Source organism: Allobosea sp. BE125, assembly GCF_031456075.1.
In the GTDB taxonomy this organism is placed as follows: Bacteria; Pseudomonadota; Alphaproteobacteria; order Rhizobiales; family Beijerinckiaceae; genus Allobosea.
The window spans coordinates 643,481-664,932 of record NZ_JAVDTY010000001.1 but is presented as its reverse complement, the minus strand read 5'-3'; the positions used below and the strand labels follow the sequence as shown (position 1 = coordinate 664,932).

The window sequence follows — 21,452 nt, the reverse complement described above, 5'->3', positions numbered from 1 at the left end:
CCAGATGACGAAATTGACACGCCGCAGCTTTGCCGCCGGCACCGGCGCCCTTGCCGTGACCGGCTTTTCCATCGGCCGGGCGCGGGCGGCCGAATTCACCTATAAATTCGCCAACAACCTGGCGCTGACGCACCCGCTCAACAAGCGCGCGCAGGAAGCCGCCAGCAAGATCAAGGAAGAGACCGGCGGCCGCTTCGAGCTGCAGATCTTCCCCTCGAGCCAGCTCGGCTCCGACACAGACACGCTCGGCCAGATCCGCTCCGGCGCGGTCGATTTCTTCACGCTCTCGGGGCTGATCCTCTCGACCCTGGTGCCGGCCGCCGCGATCAACGGCGTCGGCTTCGCCTTCAAGGATTACGACACGGTCTGGAAGGCGATGGACGGCAAGCTCGGCGACTATGTCCGCGCCGAGATCGCCAAGAGCCGCTCGATCTTCGCGATGGAGAAGATCTGGGACAACGGCTTCCGCCAGACCACGAGCTCGGGCAAGCCGATCGTCACCCCGGCCGACCTGAACAACCTCAAGATCCGCGTCCCGCCTGCGCCGCTCTGGACCTCGATGTACAAGGGCTTCGGCGCGGCCCCGACGACGATCAACTTCAACGAGGTCTACAGCGCCCTGCAGTCGAAGATCGTCGACGCGCAGGAGAACCCGCTCGCGATCATCGAAACGGCCAAGCTCTATGAGGTCCAGAGCTTCTGCTCGCTGACCAATCATATGTGGGACGGCTTCTGGCTCCTGGCCAACAAGGCGAACTGGGATGCGCTGCCCAAGGACATCCAGGCCATCGTCGCCAAGCACCTCAACGCGGCCGGCATTGCCGAGCGCGCCGACGTCGCCGCGCTGACGGTAAATCTGCAGACCGAATTGTCCGCCAAGGGCATGAAGTTCAACACGGTCGACGCCGCCCTCTTCCGCGACAAGCTCAAGAACGCCGGCTTCTACAAGGAATGGGAAGCCAAGTTCGGCAAGGAAGCCTGGGCGACCCTCGAGGCCGCCGTCGGCTCGCTGAGCTGACGCCTGCACCATGGACACCGTGTCCGAATTCGCGACGCCGCCCGCAACGGCGGCGGCGCCACGCCGGCCCATCGCCGCGAAGATCGACCGCATCCTCGGCGTCATCGTCGAGATACCGGCAGCGATCCTCGTCGTCGCCGAGGTCGTCGTGCTGTTTTCGGGCATCATCGCCCGCTATCTCCTGCACACGCCGCTGACCTGGTCGGACGAGCTTGCCTCGACCCTGTTCCTCTGGCTCGCCATGCTCGGCGCCGTCGTCGCGCTCCGGCGCGGCGAGCATATGCGCATGACGGCGCTGGTCTCGCGCTGCACGCCGGAATGGCGCAACTTCTTCGACGCGCTGGGCGTGGCCGCCGGTCTCGGCTTCCTGCTCCTGATCATCGGCCCCGCCTTCCGCTGGGCCGAAGAAGAAGCCTTCATCACCACCCCGGCGATGGAAATCTCGAATGTTTGGCGCGCCGCCGCCTTTCCGGTCGGCGTCGGCTTGATGATCGCCTTTTCGCTGCTGCGCCTGACCATGCGCTCGGGCGTGCCGCAGGCCCTGCTGGCGCTGGCTTTGGTCGCCATCGCGGTCGCCGGCTTCTGGTGGCTCGGCCCCATGCTCAAGACGCTGGGCAATCTCAACCTGATCATCTTCTTCGTCGGCGTCGTCGGGTTTTGCGTCTTCTCCGGCGTGCCGATCGTCTTCTCCTTCGCGCTCGCAACCTTCGGCTACCTCGCACTGACCACGCGCGTGCCGACGATGACCCTGGTCGGGCGCATGGACGAAGGCATGAGCCATCTCATCCTGCTCGCCGTGCCACTCTTCGTCTTCCTCGGCCTGCTCATCGAGATGTGCGGCATGGCCAAGGCGATGGTGCGCTTCCTGGCGAGCCTGCTCGGCCATGTTCGCGGCGGCCTCTCCTATGTGCTGATCGGTGCGATGTATCTCGTCTCGGGCATTTCGGGCTCGAAGGCGGCCGACATGGCCGCGGTCGCGCCGGCCTTGTTTCCGGAGATGAAGGCGCGCGGTGCCAAGCCGGGCGACCTTGTCGCCCTGCTCTCGGCAACGGGCGCGCAGACAGAAACGATCCCGCCCTCGATCGTGCTGATCACCATCGGCTCCGTGACGGGCGTCTCGATTGCGGCGCTCTTCACCGGCGGCCTGCTGCCCGGCGTCGTCCTGGCGATCGGGCTCTGCTTCGTCGTGGCGCGGCGTTATCGCCATGACGATCTCAGCCATGTCGTGAAGGCGAAATGGCCCGAGATCGGCAAGGCCTTCATCATCGCGCTGCCGGCGCTCGCATTGCCCTTCCTGATCCGCGCCGCCGTCGTCGAGGGCGTTTCGACCGCCACCGAGGTCTCGACAATCGGCATCGTCTATTCGCTGATCATCGGGCTTCTGGTCTACCGCCAGTTCAACTGGTCCCGCCTCGGCCAGATCCTAATCGACACCGCCTCGCTCTCCGGCGCCATCCTGATCATCATCGGGGCGGCATCCGCCATGGCCTGGGGCCTGACGCAGTCTGGCTTCTCCCGGACGCTGGTCGAGATCATGACCCATCTGCCCGGCGGCGCGATCGGCTTCATGGCCGTATCGATCCTTGCCTTCATCATCCTGGGCAGCGTGCTCGAAGGCATCCCCGCCATCGTCCTGTTCGGTCCGCTCTTGTTCCCAATCGCCAAGCTCGTCGGCATCCACGAGGTGCACTACGCCATGGTCGTGGTGCTCGCGATGGGGCTTGGCCTGTTCGCACCGCCCTTCGGCGTCGGCTATTACGCGGCCTGCGCCATCGGCAAGGTCAATCCCGACGAGGGTATCGGCCCGATCTGGGGCTATATGCTGGCCCTGCTGATCGGCCTGATCATCGTGGCGGCGGTGCCCTGGTTCTCGATCGGATTCCTGTGATGGCCGATCGTCTGAAGAGCAAGATCGCCATCGTCTTCGGCGCCGGCTCGTCAGGGCCGGGCTGGGGTAACGGCAAGGCTGCAGCCGTCGCCTTCGCCCGCGAAGGCGCCCGCGTCGCCTGTATCGACATCAGCCAGGCTGCCGCCGACGAGACCGCCGGCATCATCGCCGGGGAAGGCGGCGTCGCCATCGCGCTTGCCGCCGATGTGACGCAACAGGGCTCGATCGACGCAGCAGTCGCCGCGACCATGACCCGCTTCGGCCGCATCGACATCCTGCACAACAATGTCGGGGTCACCCATATGGGCGGCCCGGTCGAGCTCAGCGAAGAGCAGTTCAAGGCGGCGGTCGACCTCAATCTTGGCCCGGTCTTCCGCTGCTCCAAGGCGGTGATCCCGCATATGCTGAAGGCCGGCGGCGGCGCGATCGTCAACATCTCCTCGCTCGCGGCGATCCGATGGACCGGCTACCCCTATTTCGCCTATTACGCGACCAAGGCGGCGGTGAACCAGGCGACGCTCGGCCTCGCCATGCAATATGCAAGGCAAGGCATCCGCGCCAATTGCATCATGCCCGGCATGATCGACACACCCTTGATCTACAAGCAGATCTCCAACCAATACGCCTCGGTCGAGGAGATGGTCGCGGCGCGCAACGCCGCCGTGCCGCTCGGCAAGATGGGCACCGCCTGGGACATAGCCAACGCGGCCGTCTTCCTCGCCTCCGACGAAGCCCAGTTCATCACCGGCGTCTGCCTGCCGGTCGATGGCGGCCAGAGCTGCGCCGTCGCCCCGCTGGGCTAGAGCGTTTTCGAGCGAAGCGGACACCGGTTCGCGCGAAGAAAACGCCCCGAGACAAAGAGCTTAGCGCCGTTGAACGATCCAATTGGATCGTCCAACGGCTCTAAGCACCAGCCCGCCCGGGCGGCTGGCCTGCATCTTGCTGTCGGGAGGTCATGCAAACCGACATCGCCATCGGCACGATCACGCCCTCGGGCAACCGCACGGTCGAGCGTGTGACGCAAGCGATCTGCGCCACGCTGCAAGGCGTGACGCCCCTGTTCACGCGCATCCCCGTCTTCGGCAACACCAGCCCCGACCAGGCCGCAGCCAACCCCTATGACTGGCCGGCGATGCTGCAGGCAGCGGAACTGCTCGGCCATGCCGAACCCGCCGCGATCTGCTGGAACGGCTCGAAGGGCGGCGATTACGGCTTCGACATCGACAAACGGCTTTGCGCCGACATCACCGTACGAACCGGGCGCCCCGCCGTGACCTCGGCCTTGGCCACGCTCACTTTGCTGCAGCGGCTAAACGCACAGCGCATCACGCTGATCACACCCTACACCACAACCGCTCAAGCGCGGAGCATCGCCAACTTCACCGCCAAGGGCTTTACCGTCGTCGCCGAGCGCCATGCCGGCCTGAGCGACAATCTCTCCTATGGCGCGGTGCCGCCAGGCGAGATCGCCGCGATGGCGCGAGCAGCCATGGCGGAGGGTTCGGCCGAGGCGATCGTCATCTTCTGCACCAATTTCAACGGCGCTCCCACCGCAGCCATGCTCGAGGCGGAGACAGGCTTGCCCGTCATCGATTCGGCGGCAGCCGGTGTCTGGGCCGCGCTCAAGGCCGCCGGCGTCGATACGGGCCGGGCAGTCGCAGGCTGGGGCCGGATTTTCAGCCTCTGACGATCGCGAGCACCTGATCCCACGACCTCTCCGCACACGCCTCCTATCCGGGCATTGGCCGCATAAGAAACATGCTTGACTGTTTGCAAAACGAGTCGCAGCTTTCGCTCGTCCTGTGGGGTTGAGGCTTGGCGTGAGCGGAACCGGTAAAAGACGATCCCAAAAGGAGCGCAGCGCGGAAACCTCGACGCGGTTGATGAACGCGACGATCGACCTGCTGCACGACCGGGGCCTCGCCCGCACCACCACCCCGGAGATCGCCCGCCAGGCCGGTGTCTCACGCGGCGCGCTGACGCATCATTTCACCACCCGCGAGGCGATCATCAGCGTCTCCGTCGCCGACATGCTCAGCAAGACCACCCGCGACCTGCACCGCTTCGCCGAGGATTTCATCGCCCGGGGCGGCTCCAGCGACGAGATCGTCGACTATATCTGGCAGATGATGGAGGACCGGCTGTTCTACGTCACCATGGAGTATCTGCCCGAAGCCCGGCATAATCCCGACTTCAGAGCCGAGCTCATCCCCACCGTCCGCGATTTCCACGCCGGTCTCGACGCGATCTGGACGGCGCTCGCGGCCCGCACCGGCGTCGCTCCCGATCATACCCGCATCGTCATGAACGCGACGATGTGCCTCGTGCGCGGCATGATCAGCCAGACGGTGCTGCGCCCCAACGATCCCGCTTATTATCAGGGGATGCTGACCTTCTGGAAGCAGCAGGTCCGCCAGCAATTCCCGATCCAGGCTGCGTCCTCGCAGGATTCCAGACGCAAGGCAGGCGCGCGATGACCGCAGCCCTTACCATCGCAGGGCTGAAGCTCGACTTCTATGGCGTGCATGTGCTGCGCGGCGTCGATTTCGCCGTTCCCGCCGGCTCCTTCACCGGGCTGATCGGCCCCAACGGCGCCGGCAAATCAACCCTGTTCAATGCGGTCTCCGGGCTCTACCGCCCCAAGGCCGGCTCGGTCCGGCTGGGCTCGGTCGAGACCACCGGCCTGCCCCCCGAAAGGCTCGTGGCGGCCGGGCTGGTACGCTCATTCCAGCTTGCGCGCGGCTTTCCCAAGCTCAGCGTCTTCCAGCATCTGATGCTCTATGGCGCCAGGCAGCCGGGCGAGAACCTGCTGGCGGCGATGCTGCCCTCGGCTGCAGCGCGGCGGCGCGAGCAGGAGCTCACCGAGCGCGCCTTCGGCATCGCCCGGCGGCTCAAGCTCGACCATGTGCTGGACAACCCGGTAACGGCGCTCTCGGGCGGGCAGAAGAAGCTGGTCGAGATCGGGCGCGCCCTGATGGCCGACCCCAAGATCCTGCTGCTCGACGAGCCGATGGCCGGCGTCAACCCGAGCCTCACCGAGCAGATCGCCGATCACCTCATCGCGCTGAACCGGGACGGGCTGACGATCTGCCTGATCGAGCACGACATGGCGCTGATCAAGCGGCTCTGCGCGCCCGTCATCGTGATGGCCGAGGGCAAGACCCTGACGCAAGGCTCATTCGACGAGGTCGCCTCCGACATCCGCGTGCAGGAAGCCTATCTCGGGAGGCGGCATTGAGCGTGGCGAATGGCGGCTTGGCGAATGGCGGCCTGCTTGCCGTCGACGGCGTCGTCGCCGGCTATGGCGCGGCCGAACAGATCCTGAAGGGATGCTCGCTGCGGGTCGAGGCCGGCGAGATCGTCTCGATCATCGGCCCCAATGGCGCCGGCAAGTCGACCTTGCTCAAGACGATCGCGGGGCTGGTGTCTGCGCGCGAGGGCGCGATCATCTTGAACGGAGCCGACGTGACCAGCCAGGGCGCGCTCGGCCGCGCCAAGCACGGCATCGGCTTCGTGCCACAGGAGCGCAATGTCTTCGGCGCGATGACGGTTGCCGAGAACCTCGAGATCAGCGGCTTCCAGGACCCCGGCAAGATGCGCGAGCGCAGCGAGGAGCTCTATGCCCGCTACCCGATGCTGGCGAGCAAGCGCCGCGCGCTCGCCCGCACACTTTCGGGCGGCCAGCGCCAGATCCTCGCCATGGCGATGGGCCTGATGAATGCGCCCGCCCTGCTCCTGCTCGATGAACCGACGGCGGGCCTCTCGCCCAGGGCGGCCGAGGAGCTGTTCGAGGCGATCGTGGCTCTGAACAAGGGCGGCCTGCCGATCCTGATGGTCGAGCAGCATGCGCTGGAAGCGCTCGAGATCTCAACGCGCGGCTACATCCTCATCTCCGGCCGCAACAACCGCGAGGGCTCAGGCCCCGCGCTCGCCGCCGACCCCGAAATCCGCCGCCTCTTCCTCGGCGGCTGATCACGATGCCGACCTGATCCAAGCCGACCGACCAAGAAACCAGCAATCATAACAGGGGATAACCATGACCGAGTTCCTGACCGACCGCCGCACGCTGCTCGGCGGCGCTGCCGCACTTGCCGGCCTCTCCGCCTTGCCGAAGCTCGCTTTGGCGCAGGGCGCGCCGATCAGGATCGGCACGCTGACGCCATTGACCGGTGCGGGCGGCCCCTATGGCCCAGTGATGGTCAAGGCGGTGAAGGCGGTCATCGACGAGGTCAATGCTGCCGGCGGCGTGCTGGGACGCAAGGTCGAGCTCGTCTCGGAAGACGACCAGACCAGCCCGGAAGCCGGCGTGCGCGCCGCACGCAAGCTGATCGACGTCGACAAGGTCTCGGCGATCCTGGGCACCTGGGCTTCCTCGGTGACCACCGCCGTCGCCCCGCTCTGCTGGGAATCGAAGACCTTCCTCTGCACCACCTCCGGCGCGGATTCGATCACGGCCCTGCCGCATCAGGGCTATCTGATCCGCACCCAGCCGACGACGACGCTGCAGGGCCGCAAATTCGGCGAGTTCGCGATCGCCCAGGGCGCCAAGCGCGTCTTCTTCCTCTCGCCGCAGACGCCTTTCGCCAAGAGCCAGTTCGACAACATCACCGAGGCCGTGAAGAAGGCCGGCGGCGAGACGGCTTCCCTGATCTATGACGACAAGAAGCCGGCCTACCGCACCGAGATCGACGAGGTGCTGCGCTTCAAGCCCGACGCCATCGTCTTCGGCGGCTATACCCCCGACACCGCGGTGATGCTGAAGGATCTCTATCGCGCCGATTTCAAGGGCGTGAAGATCGCCTTCGGCTATTCGGTCAACCAGAAGCTGATCGAGAGCGTTCCTGCCGAGGTCGTCGACAAGACCTTCATGATCTCGCCCTCGCCGGCCGAAGGCTCCAAGGCCTATGAGAAGCTGGTCAAGCTCATCGGCGTCGCCTCGCCCGATCCCTACACCACCCAGATCTACGACCACATCAACCTCGTGCTGATGGCGATCGCGATCGCGGGCGACGCCACGGGCACCGCGATCAAGGACAATATCCGCAAGGTCAGCCAGGCTCCCGGCGGCGCCAAGATCGACAGCGCCGTCGACGGGCTGAAGGCGATCGCCGCCAAGCAGGCGGTCGATTATGACGGCGCCAGCGGCCCCTGCGACTTCACCGAGATCGGCGACATCAGCGATTCGAAGTTCCGCTACGAGCAGGTCCAGTCCGGCAAGATCGCCCTGGTCAAGATCGCCTGATCGGGACCTGGCTCAGTGACCCTCCTCCTCCAGGCGCTCATCAACGGGCTGATGACCGGGGCGCTGATCGCCGTCCCGGCGATCGGCTTTTCCGCGATCTTCGCGGTGCTGCGCTACCCTAACTTCGCCATCGCCTCCTACGCCACCATCGGAGCCTTTGCCGCCTGGTGGGCCAATGCGGTGGCCGGGCTTCCGGTCATACCGGCGCTCGCCATCGCCTTTGCGGTGACGGGCGTGGTCGGCGTCGTGGCGGAGGAGACCGCGCTGAAGCGCCTACGCGACAATGGCGCGCTGATCGTGGCCATCGCCTCGATCGCGCTCAACCTCGTGCTGGAGAACATCGTCCGTTTCATCTTCGGCAACGACATGAAGGGCTATGATCTGCCGCTGGCACGCGACCTGCGCTTCGGCGAGTTGCGCATCGGCCCGCAGCAGCTCCAGAGCCTGGCCCTCTCCGTCGTGATCATGGCGGCGATGTTCCTGTTCCTGCGCTACACCCGCTTCGGCAAGGCGATGCGCGCGGTCGCCGACAATCCAGACCTCGCTCGCCTGAAGGGCATCGACCCGGCCAGGATCGCGATCGTCACGGTCTTTCTCGGTGCCGGGCTGTCGGGCGTCGGCGGCGTCCTGATCGGGCTCGACACCTCGATCGATCCGCTCACCGGCTATCGCGTCCTGCTCTCGGTCTTCGCCGCCGCGGTGCTCGGCGGGCTCGGCTCCATTCCCGGCGCTGTGGTGGGGGCGCTCGCGCTCGGCATCGCCGAGGAGCTCGCCTTGATCGCGGTGCCGGCGACCTATCGCACCGCCGTCGGGTTTGTGGCGATCCTGATCATGCTGACCTTCCGCCCGCGCGGCATCCTGGGCGAAAGGGCGACCTGATGCTGTCTTATGTCATCTTCACGCTGACGCTCTGCGGCATCTACGCCCTGCTCGCGCTCAGCCTCAACCTGATCTGGGGCGGGGTCGGCCTCGTCAATCTCGGCCTCGCCGGCTTCTTCGCGGTCGGCGCCTATGCCTCCGCGATCGCAACGGGAGCCGGTGCGCCTGTCCTGATCGGCTGGGGAGCTGCGCTCGTGGTCGGGGCGGTCGTCGGCCTCGTCGTCACCTTCGCCACCTTACGCTTGCGCGACGACTATCTCGCCATCGTGACGCTGGGCTTCGCAGAGGTCATCCGCCTCGTCGCGCTGAACGAGCGCTGGCTGACCAAGGGCTCGGACGGCATCTCCGGCATCAAGGCACCGCTCAAGGCCGAGCTCGGCCTGCAGGGGTTCAGCCTCTTCTATCTCGGCCTCGTCACGCTGATCGTGCTCGTGGTCTGGGCGCTGCTGCGGCGGCTCGATCTCTCCCCTTACGGACGCGCCATGAAGGCGATCCGCGAGGATCAGCAACTTGCAGCCTTCGCCGGCAAGGCCGTGCTGCGCTTCAAGCTCCAGGCCTTCGCGCTTTCGGCCGCGATCGCCGCGCTGTCGGGCGCGCTCTACGCGCATTTCCAGTCCTATATCTCGCCGGATCATTTCCAGCCGCTGATCACGATCTACATCTTCCTCGCCGTCACCGCCGGCGGCGTCGGCCGTCCCAGCGGAGCGGTGCTCGGCGCCTATCTCGTCGTGATCTTCCTGGAAGCGACGCGCTTCGCCACTGAATGGCTGCCCGGCCTCCAGCCCGTCCAGATCGCCGCCATGCGCGAGATGATGATCGGCGTCGCGCTGATCCTCGTGCTGCATCTACGCCCGCAAGGCATCATGCCTGAGCGAATTCCCAAGGCGCCTCGCCAACCGTCTCCCACCGCCTGAAAGTCGAAGAGCCCATCATGTCAGACGATCTCGCTACCCTCTCGGCCCTGCTCAAGGAGCCCGGCCAACCCGACACCGTGTTCAAGGCCTTCGACACCATCGCCAAGCGCCTTGTCGGCCACGAGCTGTTCACGCTGCTCTACGTCGACGGCTCCGAGGTCGCGCGCATCTATTCCAACCGGCCGACCGAATATCCCGTCTCCGGCCGCAAGCCGATGGGCCCGACGCCCTGGGGCAAGCATGTCATGGAGGGCCAGAAGCCCTATCTCGGCAAGGACAAGGCCGGCATCCGCTGGGCCTTCTTCGACCATGAACTGATCGAGAGCATGGGGCTCGGCTCGGTCATCAACGTGCCCGCGATCTATGACGGCAAGGTCATCGGTACGATCAACCTGCTCGCGCCCGAAGGCCATTATCGCGAGGAGCATGTCGCTCCCATCGAACGTCTCGCGCCGATGATCGTGCCCGGCTTCCTGGCCGCCCGCGCCGCCGCGCGCGCGCTCTGAACCCAATCCTGCTCCAGCGGAGAACACCCGTGGCTTCCACCCTCTTCACCAATGCCCGCATCGTCGACGGCACCGCGCCCGAGGCCGGCGCTCCCGTCAGCGTCCTCGTCGAGGGCGGCACCATCCGCGAGGTCGGCAAATCCGTGACCTCAGCCAAGGCCAAGATTGTCGACCTCAAGGGCAAGACCCTGATGCCCGGCCTGATCGACGCCCATGTCCATGTCGTCGCCGGCGTCGCCGATCTCGGCAAGAACGCCCTGCTGCCGGATTCGCTCGTCACCGCCCGCTCCTTCGTGATCATGCGCGAAATGCTGCTGCGCGGTTTCACCACGGTGCGCGATGTCGGCGGCGCCGATTTCGGCCTGAAGCAGGCGACCGAGGAAGGCCATTTCCCGACGCCGCGCCTCGTCATCTCCGGCAAGGCGCTGAGCCAGACCGGCGGCCACGCCGATTTCCGCGGCCGCTATGACGACCGCGCGGCAGTGAGCGACCGCCACCGCCTCGGCGCGCTCGGGCGCATCTGCGACGGGCTCGACCAGGTCCGCCGCGCCGCCCGCGAGGAGATGAAAGGCGGCGCCGACTTCATCAAGATCATGGCCAATGGCGGCTGCGCCTCGCCGACCGACCCGATCCATTTCCTCGGCTTCTCCGTCAGCGAACTCGAGGCCATCGTCGAGGAGGCGAAGATGGCGGGAACCTACGTCTCCGCCCATGTCTACACCGACGAGGCGATCCGCCGCTGCGTCGAGGCCGGCGTGCACTCGCTTGAGCACTGCAACCTGATCCAGGCCGAGACCGCCAAGCTCGCGGCCTCGAAGGGTGCGGTCGCCGTGCCGACGCTCGTGACCTATGACAAGCTCGTCAGCGACGGACCCAAGCTCGGCTTCCCGCCCGATTCCGTCGCCAAGGTCGATGTCGTCCGCTCCGCCGGCATGGAATCGCTCGCGATCATGAAGAAGGCCGGCCTCGCCATGGCCTATGGCAGCGACCTGCTCGGCGAGATGCATCGCTACCAGTCGGAGGAGTTCGTGATCCGCGGACGCGCCTTGCCGGCCCATGAGGTGATCGCCTCGGCGACCCATATCGCCGCCAAGCTGCTCAAGCTCGAAGGCAAGATCGGCACGGTGGCGGCAGGCGCCCATGCCGATCTGATCGTCGTCGATGGCGACCCGCTGAAGGATCTCTCGCTACTGACGCGCCAGGGCAAGCACATGCCGCTGATCATGAAGGGCGGCGCCTTCGTGAAGCGCGCCAGCCTGAACTGAGGCGAGCCAGCTCCCCGTCATTGCGAGCGCAGCGACGCGGTCCAGAAGGTCTCTCTCCACGCCCATCTGGATTGCGTCGTCGCTACGCTCCTTGCAGTGACGACGGCCCTGCCTGCTAAAGCGGCGACCGCATGCATAATCGCGCAGGCATCTGACCAGAATTGAACCTTGGCCCTCATGGGCCTTGCGTGCTTACTTGCCGCCTCGCTGCAACGATCGAGGAACCGTCATGTCGCCACGCATCGCCTTCGGCGGTTTCCTGCACGAGACCAACACCTTCGCGCCGAGCAAGGCCTCGATCGAGCATTTCATCCAGGGCGGCGGCTGGCCCTCCCTTGCACGCGGCGACGACATCTTCGCCGCCGTGCACAACGTCAATGTCGGCGCGGCCGGCTTCGTTGGGAAGGCCAAGGCGCTCGGCTGGGAGATGGTGCCGACGCTGTGGTGCGCGGCCAGCCCCTCGGCCCATGTCACGGCAGACGCCTTCGAGACCCTGCTGAACGAGCTGGTCGAACGCATCAGCGCAGCATTGCCTGTTGACGGGGTCTATCTCGATTTGCACGGCGCCATGGTCAGCGAGGCCTATCCCGATGGCGAGGGCGAAACCCTGCGCCGGGTGCGCGCCGCGATCGGCCCCGAGATTCCGCTCGTCGCCAGTCTCGACCTGCACGGCAACATCACGCAGCTGATGATGGATTCGGCCGACGGACTCGTCGCCTACCGCACCTATCCGCATATCGACATGGCCGAGACCGGCAGCCGCGCCACGACCTATCTGGCAAAGCTGATCGGCACCAGGACGCGCCATGCCAAGGCCTTCCGCCAGGTGCCCTATCTGATCCCGATCGCCTGGCAGGCGACGGCAATGGAGCCCTGCAAAACGATCTATGCCGAGCTCGCGGCGCTCGAAGGAGAAAATGTGCCGACGCTCTCCTTCCTGCCCGGCTTCCCCGCCGCCGATTTCGCCGATTGCGGCGCGACCGTGCTGGCCTATGGCGCGACGCAAGCCGAGGCCGACCGCGCGGCGGATGCGGTCTTCGCCCGGGTGATGGCAAGCGAAGCCGCCTTCAAGGGCAAGGTTTTCCAGCCCGATGAGGGCGTGCTGGAGGCGATGCGGCTGGCTGAGGGAGCATCAAAGCCGATCGTCATCGCCGACACGCAGGACAATCCCGGCGCCGGCGGCGATTCCGACACGATGGGCATGGCGCGCGCGCTGGTGCGCAATGGCGCGCAACGCGCCGCAATCGGCGTGATCGTCGATCCGGCGGCGGCCGCTGCGGCGCACAAGGCCGGCGTCGGCGCCACCATCAGGCTCTCGCTCGGCGCCAAATCAGGCATTCCTGGCGATCTCCCGCTCGAGGGCGAGTTCGTGGTCGAGCAATTATCCGAAGGGCGCTTCGTCGCGCCCGGCCCGTTCTATGGCGGCTCGCGCATCAATCTCGGCCCCTGCGCGGCGCTGCGCATCGGCGGCGTGCGCATCGTCGTCGGCTCGCGCAAGGCGCAGATGGCCGACCAGGCGATGTATCGCCAGGTCGGCATCGAGCCGACCGAGCAGGCGATCCTGGTCAATAAGAGCTCGGTGCATTTCCGCGCCGATTTCGAGCCGATCGCGCAGACGATCCTGGTCTGCGCCGCGCCCGGCCCGATGCCGGTCGATCCCTCAGTCCTGCCGTGGAAGCATCTGCGCCCCGGCATCCGCACCGCGCCGCTTGGCCCCGTCTTCGGCTGATCCTAGGGCGCGTCGTCAGTTATGGTTTGGCGTTGGACGGGAGCGATTTTGGTCGAGTGGAAGGAGAATGAGGCCGCAAGCCTTTCGGCTTGCTACGATATTCGACGCAGCAATCGACCAAAAGCGCCCCGCCGCTTCGCGGTGAGGTGAAAAATGACCGGCTGCAGCTTCGCATCGCTTGCCAATACAAATGTATTGGACTGCGCAATGCTCCTCCCATCCGATCATTTTTGACCTCATCCAACGCCAAACCACAACTGACGACACGCCCTCGTCCTTCGGAGTTTGTTCATGCCCACCCTGCCCCAGATCGAAGCCTTCAAGGACGACCTCGTCGCGATCCGCCACGATATCCACGCCCATCCCGAAATCGGCTTCGAGGAGGTCCGCACCTCCGGCATCGTCGCCGAGAAGCTCGCATCCTGGGGCATCGAGGTGCATCCCGGCGTCGGCAAAACCGGCGTAGTCGGCATCCTCCAGGGCAAGGGCGGGCCGGGCAGGCGCATCGGCCTGCGCGCCGATATGGACGCGCTGCCGATGGACGAGACCACCAACCTGCCCTTCCGCTCGACCATCCCCGGCCGCTTCCATGGCTGCGGCCATGACGGCCACACCACGATGCTGCTCGGCGCGGCGCGCTATCTCGCCGAGAATCGCGATTTCACCGGCACGGCAGTGTTCGTGTTCCAGCCGGCCGAGGAAGGCCTGGGCGGCGCCCGCGCCATGCTCGCCGACAAGCTGTTCGAGCGCTTCCCCTGCGACGAGATCTACGGGCTGCACAACGCCCCCAATCTCGATCCGGGCCAGATCGCCGTCTTCCCCGGCCCGGCCATGGCGGGCGCGGATTTCTTCGACATCAAGATCACCGGCCGAGGCAGCCATGGCGCGATGCCCCATGTCGGGCGCGATCCGGTCATCGTCGCCATCTCCCTGGCAGCCGCGCTGCAGACCATCGTCAGCCGCAATGCCGATCCACGCGAAGCCGCCGTGCTCTCGATCACGCAGATCCATGCCGGCTCCGCCTATAACGTCATCCCCGAGGAAGCGGCGCTCGCCGGCACGATCCGCACCTTCTCGCCCGACATCGCCAAGCTGATCCGCGAGCGCATGCGCGAAATCGCGGCCGGCATGGCGCTGACCTTCGGCGTCCAGATCGATGTCGACATTCGCGACATCTTCGACGTGCTGGTCAATCACGGCCCGCAGGCCGAGGCCGCAGCCAAGGTCGCCGCCGAGATCGTCGGCGCCGACAATGTCCTGACCGAGGTCAAGCCGATCATGGGCAGCGAGGATTTCGCCGACATGCTGCGCGCGGTGCCCGGCGCCTATTGCTGGGTCGGCCATGCCGGCACCGTGCCGGTGCACAACCCCTCCTTCATCCTCGACGACGGCATCCTGCCGGTGGGCGCGAGCCTGCTCGCGCGCCTCGTCGAAACGCGACTGGCCGCCTGATCATGTCCTTCGACACGCTGACTTTCGACACCGACGCGATGCTCGCCGGCCTGAAGCGCTGGATCGAGTGCGAGAGCCCGACCTTCGATGTCGCGGCCGTGAACCGGATGATGGATCTCGTCGCCGCCGATCTCGCGGCTGTCGGCGCGACCGTGACCCGCATTCCCGGCCCGCCGGGCCTGGGCGATTGCGTCCGTGGCGACTTCCCCCATCCCAGGCGCGGTGAACCCGGCATCCTGGTGATGTCGCATCTCGATACCGTGCATCCGGTCGGGACGCTGAAGGCCCTGCCCTTCCGGCGCGAGGGCACGCGCTGCTACGGGCCGGGCATCCTCGACATGAAGGGCGGCGCCTATGCCGGCCTACAGGCGATCGTGGCGCTGGCCAAGGCCGGCATCGAAACGCCGCTACCGGTCAGCGTGCTCTATACCAGCGACGAGGAGATCGGCAGCCCTGGCACGCGCGAGCTGATCATGCAGCATGCCGGCCAGCACCGTTACATCCTGGTTCCCGAACCCGGCCGTCCCGGCAATGGCGTCGTCACCGGCCGCTACGCCATCGCCAGGTTCAACCTGCTCGCCGAGGGCAGGCCGAGCCATGCCGGCTCACGCCTGAAGGATGGCCGCTCCGCCATCAACATGATGGCGCGCCAGCTCATCGCCATCGAGGAGATGACCGGCGACGACTGCACCTTCAGCGTCGGCGTGATCTCGGGCGGGCAATGGGTCAATTGCGTGCCCACGACCTGCCGGGCCGAGGCGCTCAGCATGGCCAAAAGACAATCCGATCTCGACCGTGGCGTCGAGCGCATGCTGGCGCTCTCGACCGAGCATCCCGACGGCACGCGCTTCACCATCACGCGCGGCGTCACGCGGCCCGTCTGGGAGCCGGACGCGGGAACGCTGAAGCTCTATGAGCTTGCGCGCGGCATCGCCGGCGAACTCGGCTGGGAACTCGAGCACGGCTCGGCCGGTGGCGGCTCGGATGCGAATTTCACGGGGGCGGCCGGCATTCCCTCGCTCGACGGACTCGGCCTGCTCGGCGCCGGCTATCACACGCTGGAGGAGCATATAGAGGTCGACAGCTTGACCCAGCGCACCCGCCTGATGGCCGGGTTGCTGGCGCGGCTTTCGGCCTGAGCGCGATTGACAGAGGCTCCCGTTTCGCGGGAGCTTCCCGGCCTGCCCATGGCATGGCCCCTGCATACGCAGGCCGACGGATCGGGACGCACAAGAGCACGAACGCACCAAGTCACAAACGCACCAAGTCACGACCAGCCAGATCACGATCAGCGAAATAACCGCCCGAATGGGTCATAAGGGGAGATCAGTGCATGATGTCGCGTTGGAAGATCGTCACGGCAGCCGCCGCGCTGTTGGCGGGAAGCAGTGTTCTCTCCGGGGGCTTCTCGGCCCAGGCGCAGACGCTGAAGGTCGTCATGCATTCCGACGTGAAGATCGTCGATCCGATCTGGACCACGGCCTATATCGTCCGCAACCACGGCTACATGATCTACGACACCCTCTTCGCGCTCGACGAGAAGGGCAATGTGAAGCCGCAGATGGTCGACAGCTACACGGCGTCGCCGGACAAGCTGACCTACAAGTTCACGCTGCGCGACGGCCTGCTCTGGCATGACGGCAAGCCAGTCACGGCGGAAGACTGCCTCGCCTCGATCAAGCGCTGGGCGGCGCGGGACCCCATCGGCCAGAAGCTGATGTCCTTCGTCGACGCGATGGCGATCGACGATGCCAAGAGCTTCACGATCAAGCTGAAGTCGCCGACCGGCCTGCTGATCTTCGGCCTCGGCAAGCCGTCCTCGAACGTGCCCTTCATGATGCCCAAGCGCGTCGCGGAGACAGATCCCAACACGCAGATCTCGGAGTTCATCGGTTCAGGGCCCTTCGTCCTGAAGACTGACGAATGGAAGCCGGGCGACAAGATCGTCTACACCAAGTTCAAGGACTACAAGCCGCGCGCCGAGCCGGCGTCGGGCCTCGCCGGCGGCAAGGTCGCCAAGCTCGACCGGGTCGAGTGGCTGGCGATCTCCGACCAGCAGCAGGCGGTCAACGCCTTGCTTGCCGGCGAGATCGATATGATCGAGCAGCCCTCCTTCGACCTGATTCCGCTGCTCAAGAGCGACAAGGCGATCAAGCTGATCGACTATAATCCGCTCGGCCTGCAATACACGCTGCGGCCCAACCACACGATCAAGCCCTTCGACAATCCCAAGATCCGGCAGGCGCTGACCTATGCGCTGAACCAGAAGGATTTCCTCGAGGCGGTCGTCGGCAACCCCGACTACTACAAGACCTGCAAGGCCATGTTCATCTGCGGCTCGCCTCTGGCGACGGAAGCCGGGATGGACGGATTGCTGGAGTCCAACTTCAAGAAATCGCAGGAGCTCCTGAAGGAGGCCGGCTATGACGGCACGCCGGTGGTGCTGTTGCATTCGACCGATCTGCAGTCGCTGACCAACCTGGCGCCCGTCGCCAAGCAGTTGATGGAGAGGGGCGGCTTCAAGGTCGACATGCAGTCCTCGGACTGGCAGTCGGTGGTCGCTCGCCGCGTGCGCAAGACCCCCGTGGCGGATGGCGGCTGGAACGCCATGCTGACCGCCTGGGTCTCGGCTGACGTGCTCAACCCGGTGATGGCCGGCTTCTTCAATGCGAGCTGCGACAAGGCCGCCTTTGGCTGGCCCTGCGACGAGCAGATGGAGAAGCTGCGCGACGATTTTGCGCGCGAAACCGACCCGGCCAAGCAGAAGGCGATCGTCGAAGCCGTGCAGATGCGGTGGCGCGAGGTTGTGACCCACGTCCATCTCGGCCAGTACACGGTGCCGATCGCGACCCGCCCCAACATCAGCGGAATCCTGACGGCGGCAGCGCCGGTGTTCTGGAACGTCGAGAAGAAGTGAGGCGACCGAGCTGACAGGCTAGCTTCATGCTTGGCTACATCCTGCGCCGCCTGCTCGCGACGATTCCCGTTCTGGGGATCGTCGCCGTGCTGGTCTTCCTGATGCTGCGCCTGACGCCGGGCGACCCCGCCGCGGTCATCGCCGGCGACAACGCGACGACCGCGCAGATCGAGGCAATCCGCGCCAAGCTCGGTCTCGACCAGCCGATCATCACCCAGTTCGGCATCTGGGCCGGCAATCTGCTGCATGGCAATCTCGGCGAGAGCTTCTTCTTCAAGAAGAGCATCGGCGAATTGATCCTGGGTCGCATCGAGCCGACGCTGTCGCTCGCCATCGCCACCATGCTGATCGCGGTCTGCGTCGCGATTCCGCTCGGCGTGCTCGCAGCCTACAAGCACGGCTCCTGGATCGACCGGATCGTGATGGGCTTCTCGGTGCTCGGCTTCTCGGTGCCGGTCTTCGTCATCGGCTACCTCCTGATCTACGTCTTCGCGATCACGCTGGGTTGGTTTCCCGTCCAGGGCTATCAGCCGATCTCGGGCGGGTTCGGTGGCTTCATCCAGCGCCTGATCCTGCCGGCGGTGACGCTGTCGGTGATCTACATCGCCCTGATCGCCCGGATGACGCGCGCCAGCGTGCTCGAAGTGCTGAGCGAGGATTATATCCGCACCGCCCGCGCCAAGGGCCAGGTCGAGCGTAAGATCCTGTTCCGGCACGCGCTCAAGAACGCCGCCGTGCCGATCGTCACCGTGGTCGGCATCGGCATCGCGCTCCTGATCGGCGGCGTGGTCGTCACCGAGAGCGTGTTCGCGATACCAGGCCTCGGGCGCCTCACCGTCGATGCGGTGCTTGCGCGCGACTACCCCACGATCCAAGCCGTGATCCTGCTGTTCTCCGTCGTTTATGTCGCGATCAATCTCGGCATCGACCTGGCCTACTGCCTCTTCGATCCGAGGATCAAATATTGAGCGCCGAACCCAGCCTGATCGCGCCCGCCCTGCCCGATGCGGGTCGTCCCAACGCCAACGCCCTGCGCCGGCTCATCCGCAACCCGGCCGTGCTGATCGGCGGTACCGTGCTCCTCGTCATGGCGCTGATGGGCCTGCTCGCGCCGTTCCTGGGCACGATCGACCCCGCCGCCATCAACCCGAGCGCACGCAACCGCGTGCCCGGCGTCGAGCGCACCATCCGCGCCGATGACGGCTCGACCACGGTCTTCAAGCACCGGATGGGCACGGATTCGCTTGGCCGCGACGTCTATAGCCGCGTCGTCTACGGCGCGCGGGTCTCGCTGATGATCGCGGTCTCGGTCGCCGCCGTCAGCATCACGATCGGCCTCTTCCTCGGTCTGGTCGCCGGCTATATCCGGCCGCTCGACGCCGTGATCATGCGCTTCATGGACGGGCTGATGGCGATCCCGGCAATCCTGCTCGCCATCGCCGTGGTCTCGCTGTTCCGGGCCGGCCTCACGGCGGTCATCGTCGCGATCATCGTGCCCGAAATCCCGCGCGTCGTGCGTCTCGTGCGCTCGATCGTGCTCTCGGTGCGCGAGGAGCCCTATGTCGAGGCGGCGATCATGCAGGGCACAAGGCTGCCGCTGCTGATGGTGCGCCACATTCTGCCCAACACCATCGCCCCGCTGATCGTCCAGGGCACCTTCATCGCGGCCTCGGCCATCCTGGTCGAGGCGATCCTGTCCTTCCTCGGCATCGGCATTCCGCCGGAGACGCCGACCTGGGGCAACATCATGGCGGAGGGCCGCAATGTCTTCCGCGTCTTCCCGCACAACATCCTCTACCCCGGCATCTTCCTCGGCATCACGGTGCTGGCGGTGAACATGCTCGGCGATGGCCTGCGCGACACGCTCGATCCCAAGATGGCCGGCCGATGAGCGACGCACCCGTGAGCGAAGCCCCCAAGCCTGTCTCCCAGGTCATGCCCGTCCTCCAGATCAAGGGCCTGAGCATCCGCCTACCCGGCGGCGGCGACCGGGCGCATGCCGTCGAGAACGTCTCCTTTGATGTCGGCGCGGGCGAGATCACCTGCGTCGTCGGCGAGTCCGGCTCCGGCAAATCCGTCACCGCCTTCTCGGTTATGGGGCTGCTGCCGAAGCTGCTGAAGCCCGTCGCGGGCCAGATCCTGCTCGAGGGCGAGGACGTGCTCGCAGCCTCCCCCCAGCGCCTGCGCGCTTTGCGCGGCGACCGCATGGGCATGGTCTTCCAGGAGCCGATGACGGCGCTGAACCCGGTCCTGACAATCGGCGACCAGATCGAGGAGGTGCTGCGCATCCACACCGAGCTCGACGCGGCCGAGCGGCGCGCAAAGGTGCTCGGCATCATGGCGGCGATGCGCCTGCCCGATCCGGAGCGCATCCACGCTTCCTATCCGCACCAGATCTCCGGCGGGCAGCGCCAGCGCGTGATGATCGCGGCTGCCCTCGTGCTCGACCCGGCGCTCCTCATCGCCGACGAGCCGACGACAGCGCTCGACGTGACCACGCAGGCGCAGATCCTGCGCCTGATCAAGGAGCTCCAGGGCCGGCGCGGCACGGGCGTGCTGTTCATCACCCATGATTTCGGCGTCGTCGCCGAGATCGCCGACAAGGTCGTGGTGATGGAGAAGGGTTTTGTCGTTGAGCAGGGCCCGGCCGCACAGGTGCTGACCAACCCGCAGCACCCCTATACTCGCATGCTGATCGGCGCCGTGCCGAGCCTGAAGCCCGCGCGGCGCAAGGCCGTGACGGGGCCGATCGCGCTCGAAGCGGTCGGGCTCGGCAAGACCTACAGCTCCAAGAGCCTGTTCAAGAAGGAGCAGGTCGTCTACGCCGCTCGCGATGTCGACATCAAGATCCATCGCGGCGAGACGGTCGGGATCGTCGGCGAATCCGGCTCGGGCAAGACCACGGTGGCGCGCTGCATCGCCCGGTTGATGCCGCCGACGCGCGGCGCGATCCTCGTCCCCGACATCGATATCGCGATGCTGCCGGAGCGGCGCCTGCGGGCTTACCGCCGCAAGATCCAGGTCGTGTTCCAGGACCCCTATCGCTCGCTCAACCCGCGCCGCACGGTCGGCGATTCCATCATCGAGGGGCCGTGCAATTTCGGCCTGAAGCCGGCTGATGCGATGGCGCGCGCCCGCGACCTGATGGCGCTGGTCGGCCTGCAGCCGAGCGCGCTCGACCGCTACCCGCATCAGTTCTCCGGCGGCCAGCGCCAACGCGTCGCAATCGCCCGCGCGCTCGCCATGGAACCCGAGATCCTGATCGCGGATGAGGCCGTCTCGGCGCTCGATGTCTCCGTGCAGAAGCAGGTGCTGGCGCTGCTGGCGGACGTGCAGGAACGCTTCAACCTCGCCATCCTGTTCATCACGCACGACCTGCGCGTCGCAGCCCAGATCTGCGACCGCATCGTCGTGATGGAGAAGGGCGTCATCGTCGAGCAGGGCGCGACCGCCCAGGTCTTCTCGGACCCCGCCCACGCCTATACGCGCGCCCTGATCGACGCCGCGCCGGGCCGGGAGTTCAGCGTCGGCGAACCCTGAGAGGCTGCTTAGAAACTCCGCGTGCCCTCATCCTGAGGAGCCATTCCGGGAGGAATGGCGTCTCGAAGGAGGCTCCAGGAGGCTCCGGTGCAAGCTGGATCA

18 protein-coding genes and 1 pseudogene are annotated in these 21,452 nt (G+C 66.3%); all 19 read left to right on the top strand.

Annotation, left to right across the window (positions count from 1 at the left end; translation table 11 throughout):
* The first annotated feature begins 4 nt into the window (after positions 1–4).
* Complete coding sequence (locus J2Y55_RS03050) at positions 5–1,018, top strand: TRAP transporter substrate-binding protein (RefSeq protein WP_310147470.1); 1,014 nt, start codon at positions 5–7, stop codon at positions 1,016–1,018.
* A gap of 10 nt (positions 1,019–1,028) precedes the next feature.
* On the top strand, positions 1,029–2,906 hold the full coding sequence (locus tag J2Y55_RS03045) for a TRAP transporter large permease (RefSeq protein WP_310147468.1): 1,878 nt from the start codon (positions 1,029–1,031) through the stop codon (positions 2,904–2,906).
* Complete coding sequence (locus J2Y55_RS03040) at positions 2,906–3,709, top strand: SDR family NAD(P)-dependent oxidoreductase (protein ID WP_310147466.1); 804 nt, start codon at positions 2,906–2,908, stop codon at positions 3,707–3,709. Before J2Y55_RS03045 ends, J2Y55_RS03040 begins: the two co-directional genes overlap by 1 nt.
* Positions 3,710–3,861: 152 nt before the next feature.
* Positions 3,862–4,593 carry a maleate cis-trans isomerase family protein gene (locus J2Y55_RS03035; protein ID WP_310147464.1) on the top strand — a complete coding sequence of 244 codons (732 nt, stop codon included), beginning with the start codon at positions 3,862–3,864 and terminating at the stop codon, positions 4,591–4,593.
* Positions 4,594–4,789: 196 nt separating this feature from the next.
* Positions 4,790–5,383: a TetR/AcrR family transcriptional regulator gene (locus J2Y55_RS03030; protein ID WP_310147461.1), complete on the top strand. Its 594-nt coding sequence runs from the start codon at positions 4,790–4,792 to the stop codon at positions 5,381–5,383.
* A complete protein-coding gene (locus J2Y55_RS03025) occupies positions 5,380–6,144 on the top strand; it encodes an ABC transporter ATP-binding protein (RefSeq protein ID WP_310147459.1) in 765 nt (254 codons plus the stop codon). Before J2Y55_RS03030 ends, J2Y55_RS03025 begins: the two co-directional genes overlap by 4 nt.
* Positions 6,145–6,146: 2 nt before the next feature.
* Positions 6,147–6,692: pseudogene (locus tag J2Y55_RS03020) on the top strand (ABC transporter ATP-binding protein); the annotation flags it as partial.
* A 250-nt stretch (positions 6,693–6,942) separates the two neighbouring features.
* On the top strand, positions 6,943–8,148 hold the full coding sequence (locus tag J2Y55_RS03015; protein WP_310147457.1) for an ABC transporter substrate-binding protein: 1,206 nt from the start codon (positions 6,943–6,945) through the stop codon (positions 8,146–8,148).
* A 15-nt stretch (positions 8,149–8,163) separates the two neighbouring features.
* Entirely contained in the window at positions 8,164–9,027 is an 864-nt protein-coding gene (locus J2Y55_RS03010; RefSeq protein WP_310147455.1) for a branched-chain amino acid ABC transporter permease, read from the top strand.
* On the top strand, positions 9,027–9,941 hold the full coding sequence (locus J2Y55_RS03005) for a branched-chain amino acid ABC transporter permease (RefSeq protein WP_310147453.1): 915 nt from the start codon (positions 9,027–9,029) through the stop codon (positions 9,939–9,941). Before J2Y55_RS03010 ends, J2Y55_RS03005 begins: the two co-directional genes overlap by 1 nt.
* Positions 9,942–9,958: 17 nt before the next feature.
* Entirely contained in the window at positions 9,959–10,447 is a 489-nt protein-coding gene (locus tag J2Y55_RS03000; RefSeq protein ID WP_310147451.1) for a GAF domain-containing protein, read from the top strand.
* A gap of 29 nt (positions 10,448–10,476) precedes the next feature.
* Entirely contained in the window at positions 10,477–11,712 is a 1,236-nt protein-coding gene (locus tag J2Y55_RS02995) for a metal-dependent hydrolase family protein (RefSeq protein ID WP_310147449.1), read from the top strand.
* A gap of 229 nt (positions 11,713–11,941) precedes the next feature.
* Positions 11,942–13,441, top strand: coding sequence for a M81 family metallopeptidase (locus tag J2Y55_RS02990; protein WP_310147447.1), 1,500 nt, complete (start codon positions 11,942–11,944; stop codon positions 13,439–13,441).
* A gap of 291 nt (positions 13,442–13,732) precedes the next feature.
* Positions 13,733–14,893 carry a M20 aminoacylase family protein gene (locus J2Y55_RS02985; RefSeq protein WP_310147445.1) on the top strand — a complete coding sequence of 387 codons (1,161 nt, stop codon included), beginning with the start codon at positions 13,733–13,735 and terminating at the stop codon, positions 14,891–14,893.
* Positions 14,894–14,895: 2 nt separating this feature from the next.
* On the top strand, positions 14,896–16,032 hold the full coding sequence (locus J2Y55_RS02980; RefSeq protein WP_310147443.1) for a M20/M25/M40 family metallo-hydrolase: 1,137 nt from the start codon (positions 14,896–14,898) through the stop codon (positions 16,030–16,032).
* A 194-nt stretch (positions 16,033–16,226) separates the two neighbouring features.
* Positions 16,227–17,810, top strand: coding sequence for an ABC transporter substrate-binding protein (locus J2Y55_RS02975; protein WP_310147441.1), 1,584 nt, complete (start codon positions 16,227–16,229; stop codon positions 17,808–17,810).
* A gap of 26 nt (positions 17,811–17,836) precedes the next feature.
* Entirely contained in the window at positions 17,837–18,778 is a 942-nt protein-coding gene (locus J2Y55_RS02970; RefSeq protein WP_310147439.1) for an ABC transporter permease, read from the top strand.
* On the top strand, positions 18,775–19,701 hold the full coding sequence (locus J2Y55_RS02965; protein ID WP_310147437.1) for an ABC transporter permease: 927 nt from the start codon (positions 18,775–18,777) through the stop codon (positions 19,699–19,701). Before J2Y55_RS02970 ends, J2Y55_RS02965 begins: the two co-directional genes overlap by 4 nt.
* A complete protein-coding gene (locus J2Y55_RS02960) occupies positions 19,698–21,350 on the top strand; it encodes an ABC transporter ATP-binding protein (protein ID WP_310147436.1) in 1,653 nt (550 codons plus the stop codon). Before J2Y55_RS02965 ends, J2Y55_RS02960 begins: the two co-directional genes overlap by 4 nt.
* Positions 21,351–21,452 lie beyond the last annotated feature (102 nt).

Bases quoted from the DNA above. Each gene is read 5' to 3' on its own strand.
- J2Y55_RS03050 (WP_310147470.1), top strand. From the start codon at position 5: ATGACGAAATTGACACGCCGCAGCTTTGCCGCCGGCACCGGCGCCCTT.
- J2Y55_RS03045 (WP_310147468.1), top strand. From the start codon at position 1,029: ATGGACACCGTGTCCGAATTCGCGACGCCGCCCGCAACGGCGGCGGCG.
- J2Y55_RS03040 (WP_310147466.1), top strand. From the start codon at position 2,906: ATGGCCGATCGTCTGAAGAGCAAGATCGCCATCGTCTTCGGCGCCGGC.
- J2Y55_RS03035 (WP_310147464.1), top strand. From the start codon at position 3,862: ATGCAAACCGACATCGCCATCGGCACGATCACGCCCTCGGGCAACCGC.
- J2Y55_RS03030 (WP_310147461.1), top strand. From the start codon at position 4,790: ATGAACGCGACGATCGACCTGCTGCACGACCGGGGCCTCGCCCGCACC.
- J2Y55_RS03025 (WP_310147459.1), top strand. From the start codon at position 5,380: ATGACCGCAGCCCTTACCATCGCAGGGCTGAAGCTCGACTTCTATGGC.
- J2Y55_RS03015 (WP_310147457.1), top strand. From the start codon at position 6,943: ATGACCGAGTTCCTGACCGACCGCCGCACGCTGCTCGGCGGCGCTGCC.
- J2Y55_RS03005 (WP_310147453.1), top strand. From the start codon at position 9,027: ATGCTGTCTTATGTCATCTTCACGCTGACGCTCTGCGGCATCTACGCC.
- J2Y55_RS03000 (WP_310147451.1), top strand. From the start codon at position 9,959: ATGTCAGACGATCTCGCTACCCTCTCGGCCCTGCTCAAGGAGCCCGGC.
- J2Y55_RS02990 (WP_310147447.1), top strand. From the start codon at position 11,942: ATGTCGCCACGCATCGCCTTCGGCGGTTTCCTGCACGAGACCAACACC.
- J2Y55_RS02985 (WP_310147445.1), top strand. From the start codon at position 13,733: ATGCCCACCCTGCCCCAGATCGAAGCCTTCAAGGACGACCTCGTCGCG.
- J2Y55_RS02980 (WP_310147443.1), top strand. From the start codon at position 14,896: ATGTCCTTCGACACGCTGACTTTCGACACCGACGCGATGCTCGCCGGC.
- J2Y55_RS02975 (WP_310147441.1), top strand. From the start codon at position 16,227: ATGATGTCGCGTTGGAAGATCGTCACGGCAGCCGCCGCGCTGTTGGCG.
- J2Y55_RS02970 (WP_310147439.1), top strand. From the start codon at position 17,837: ATGCTTGGCTACATCCTGCGCCGCCTGCTCGCGACGATTCCCGTTCTG.
- J2Y55_RS02960 (WP_310147436.1), top strand. From the start codon at position 19,698: ATGAGCGACGCACCCGTGAGCGAAGCCCCCAAGCCTGTCTCCCAGGTC.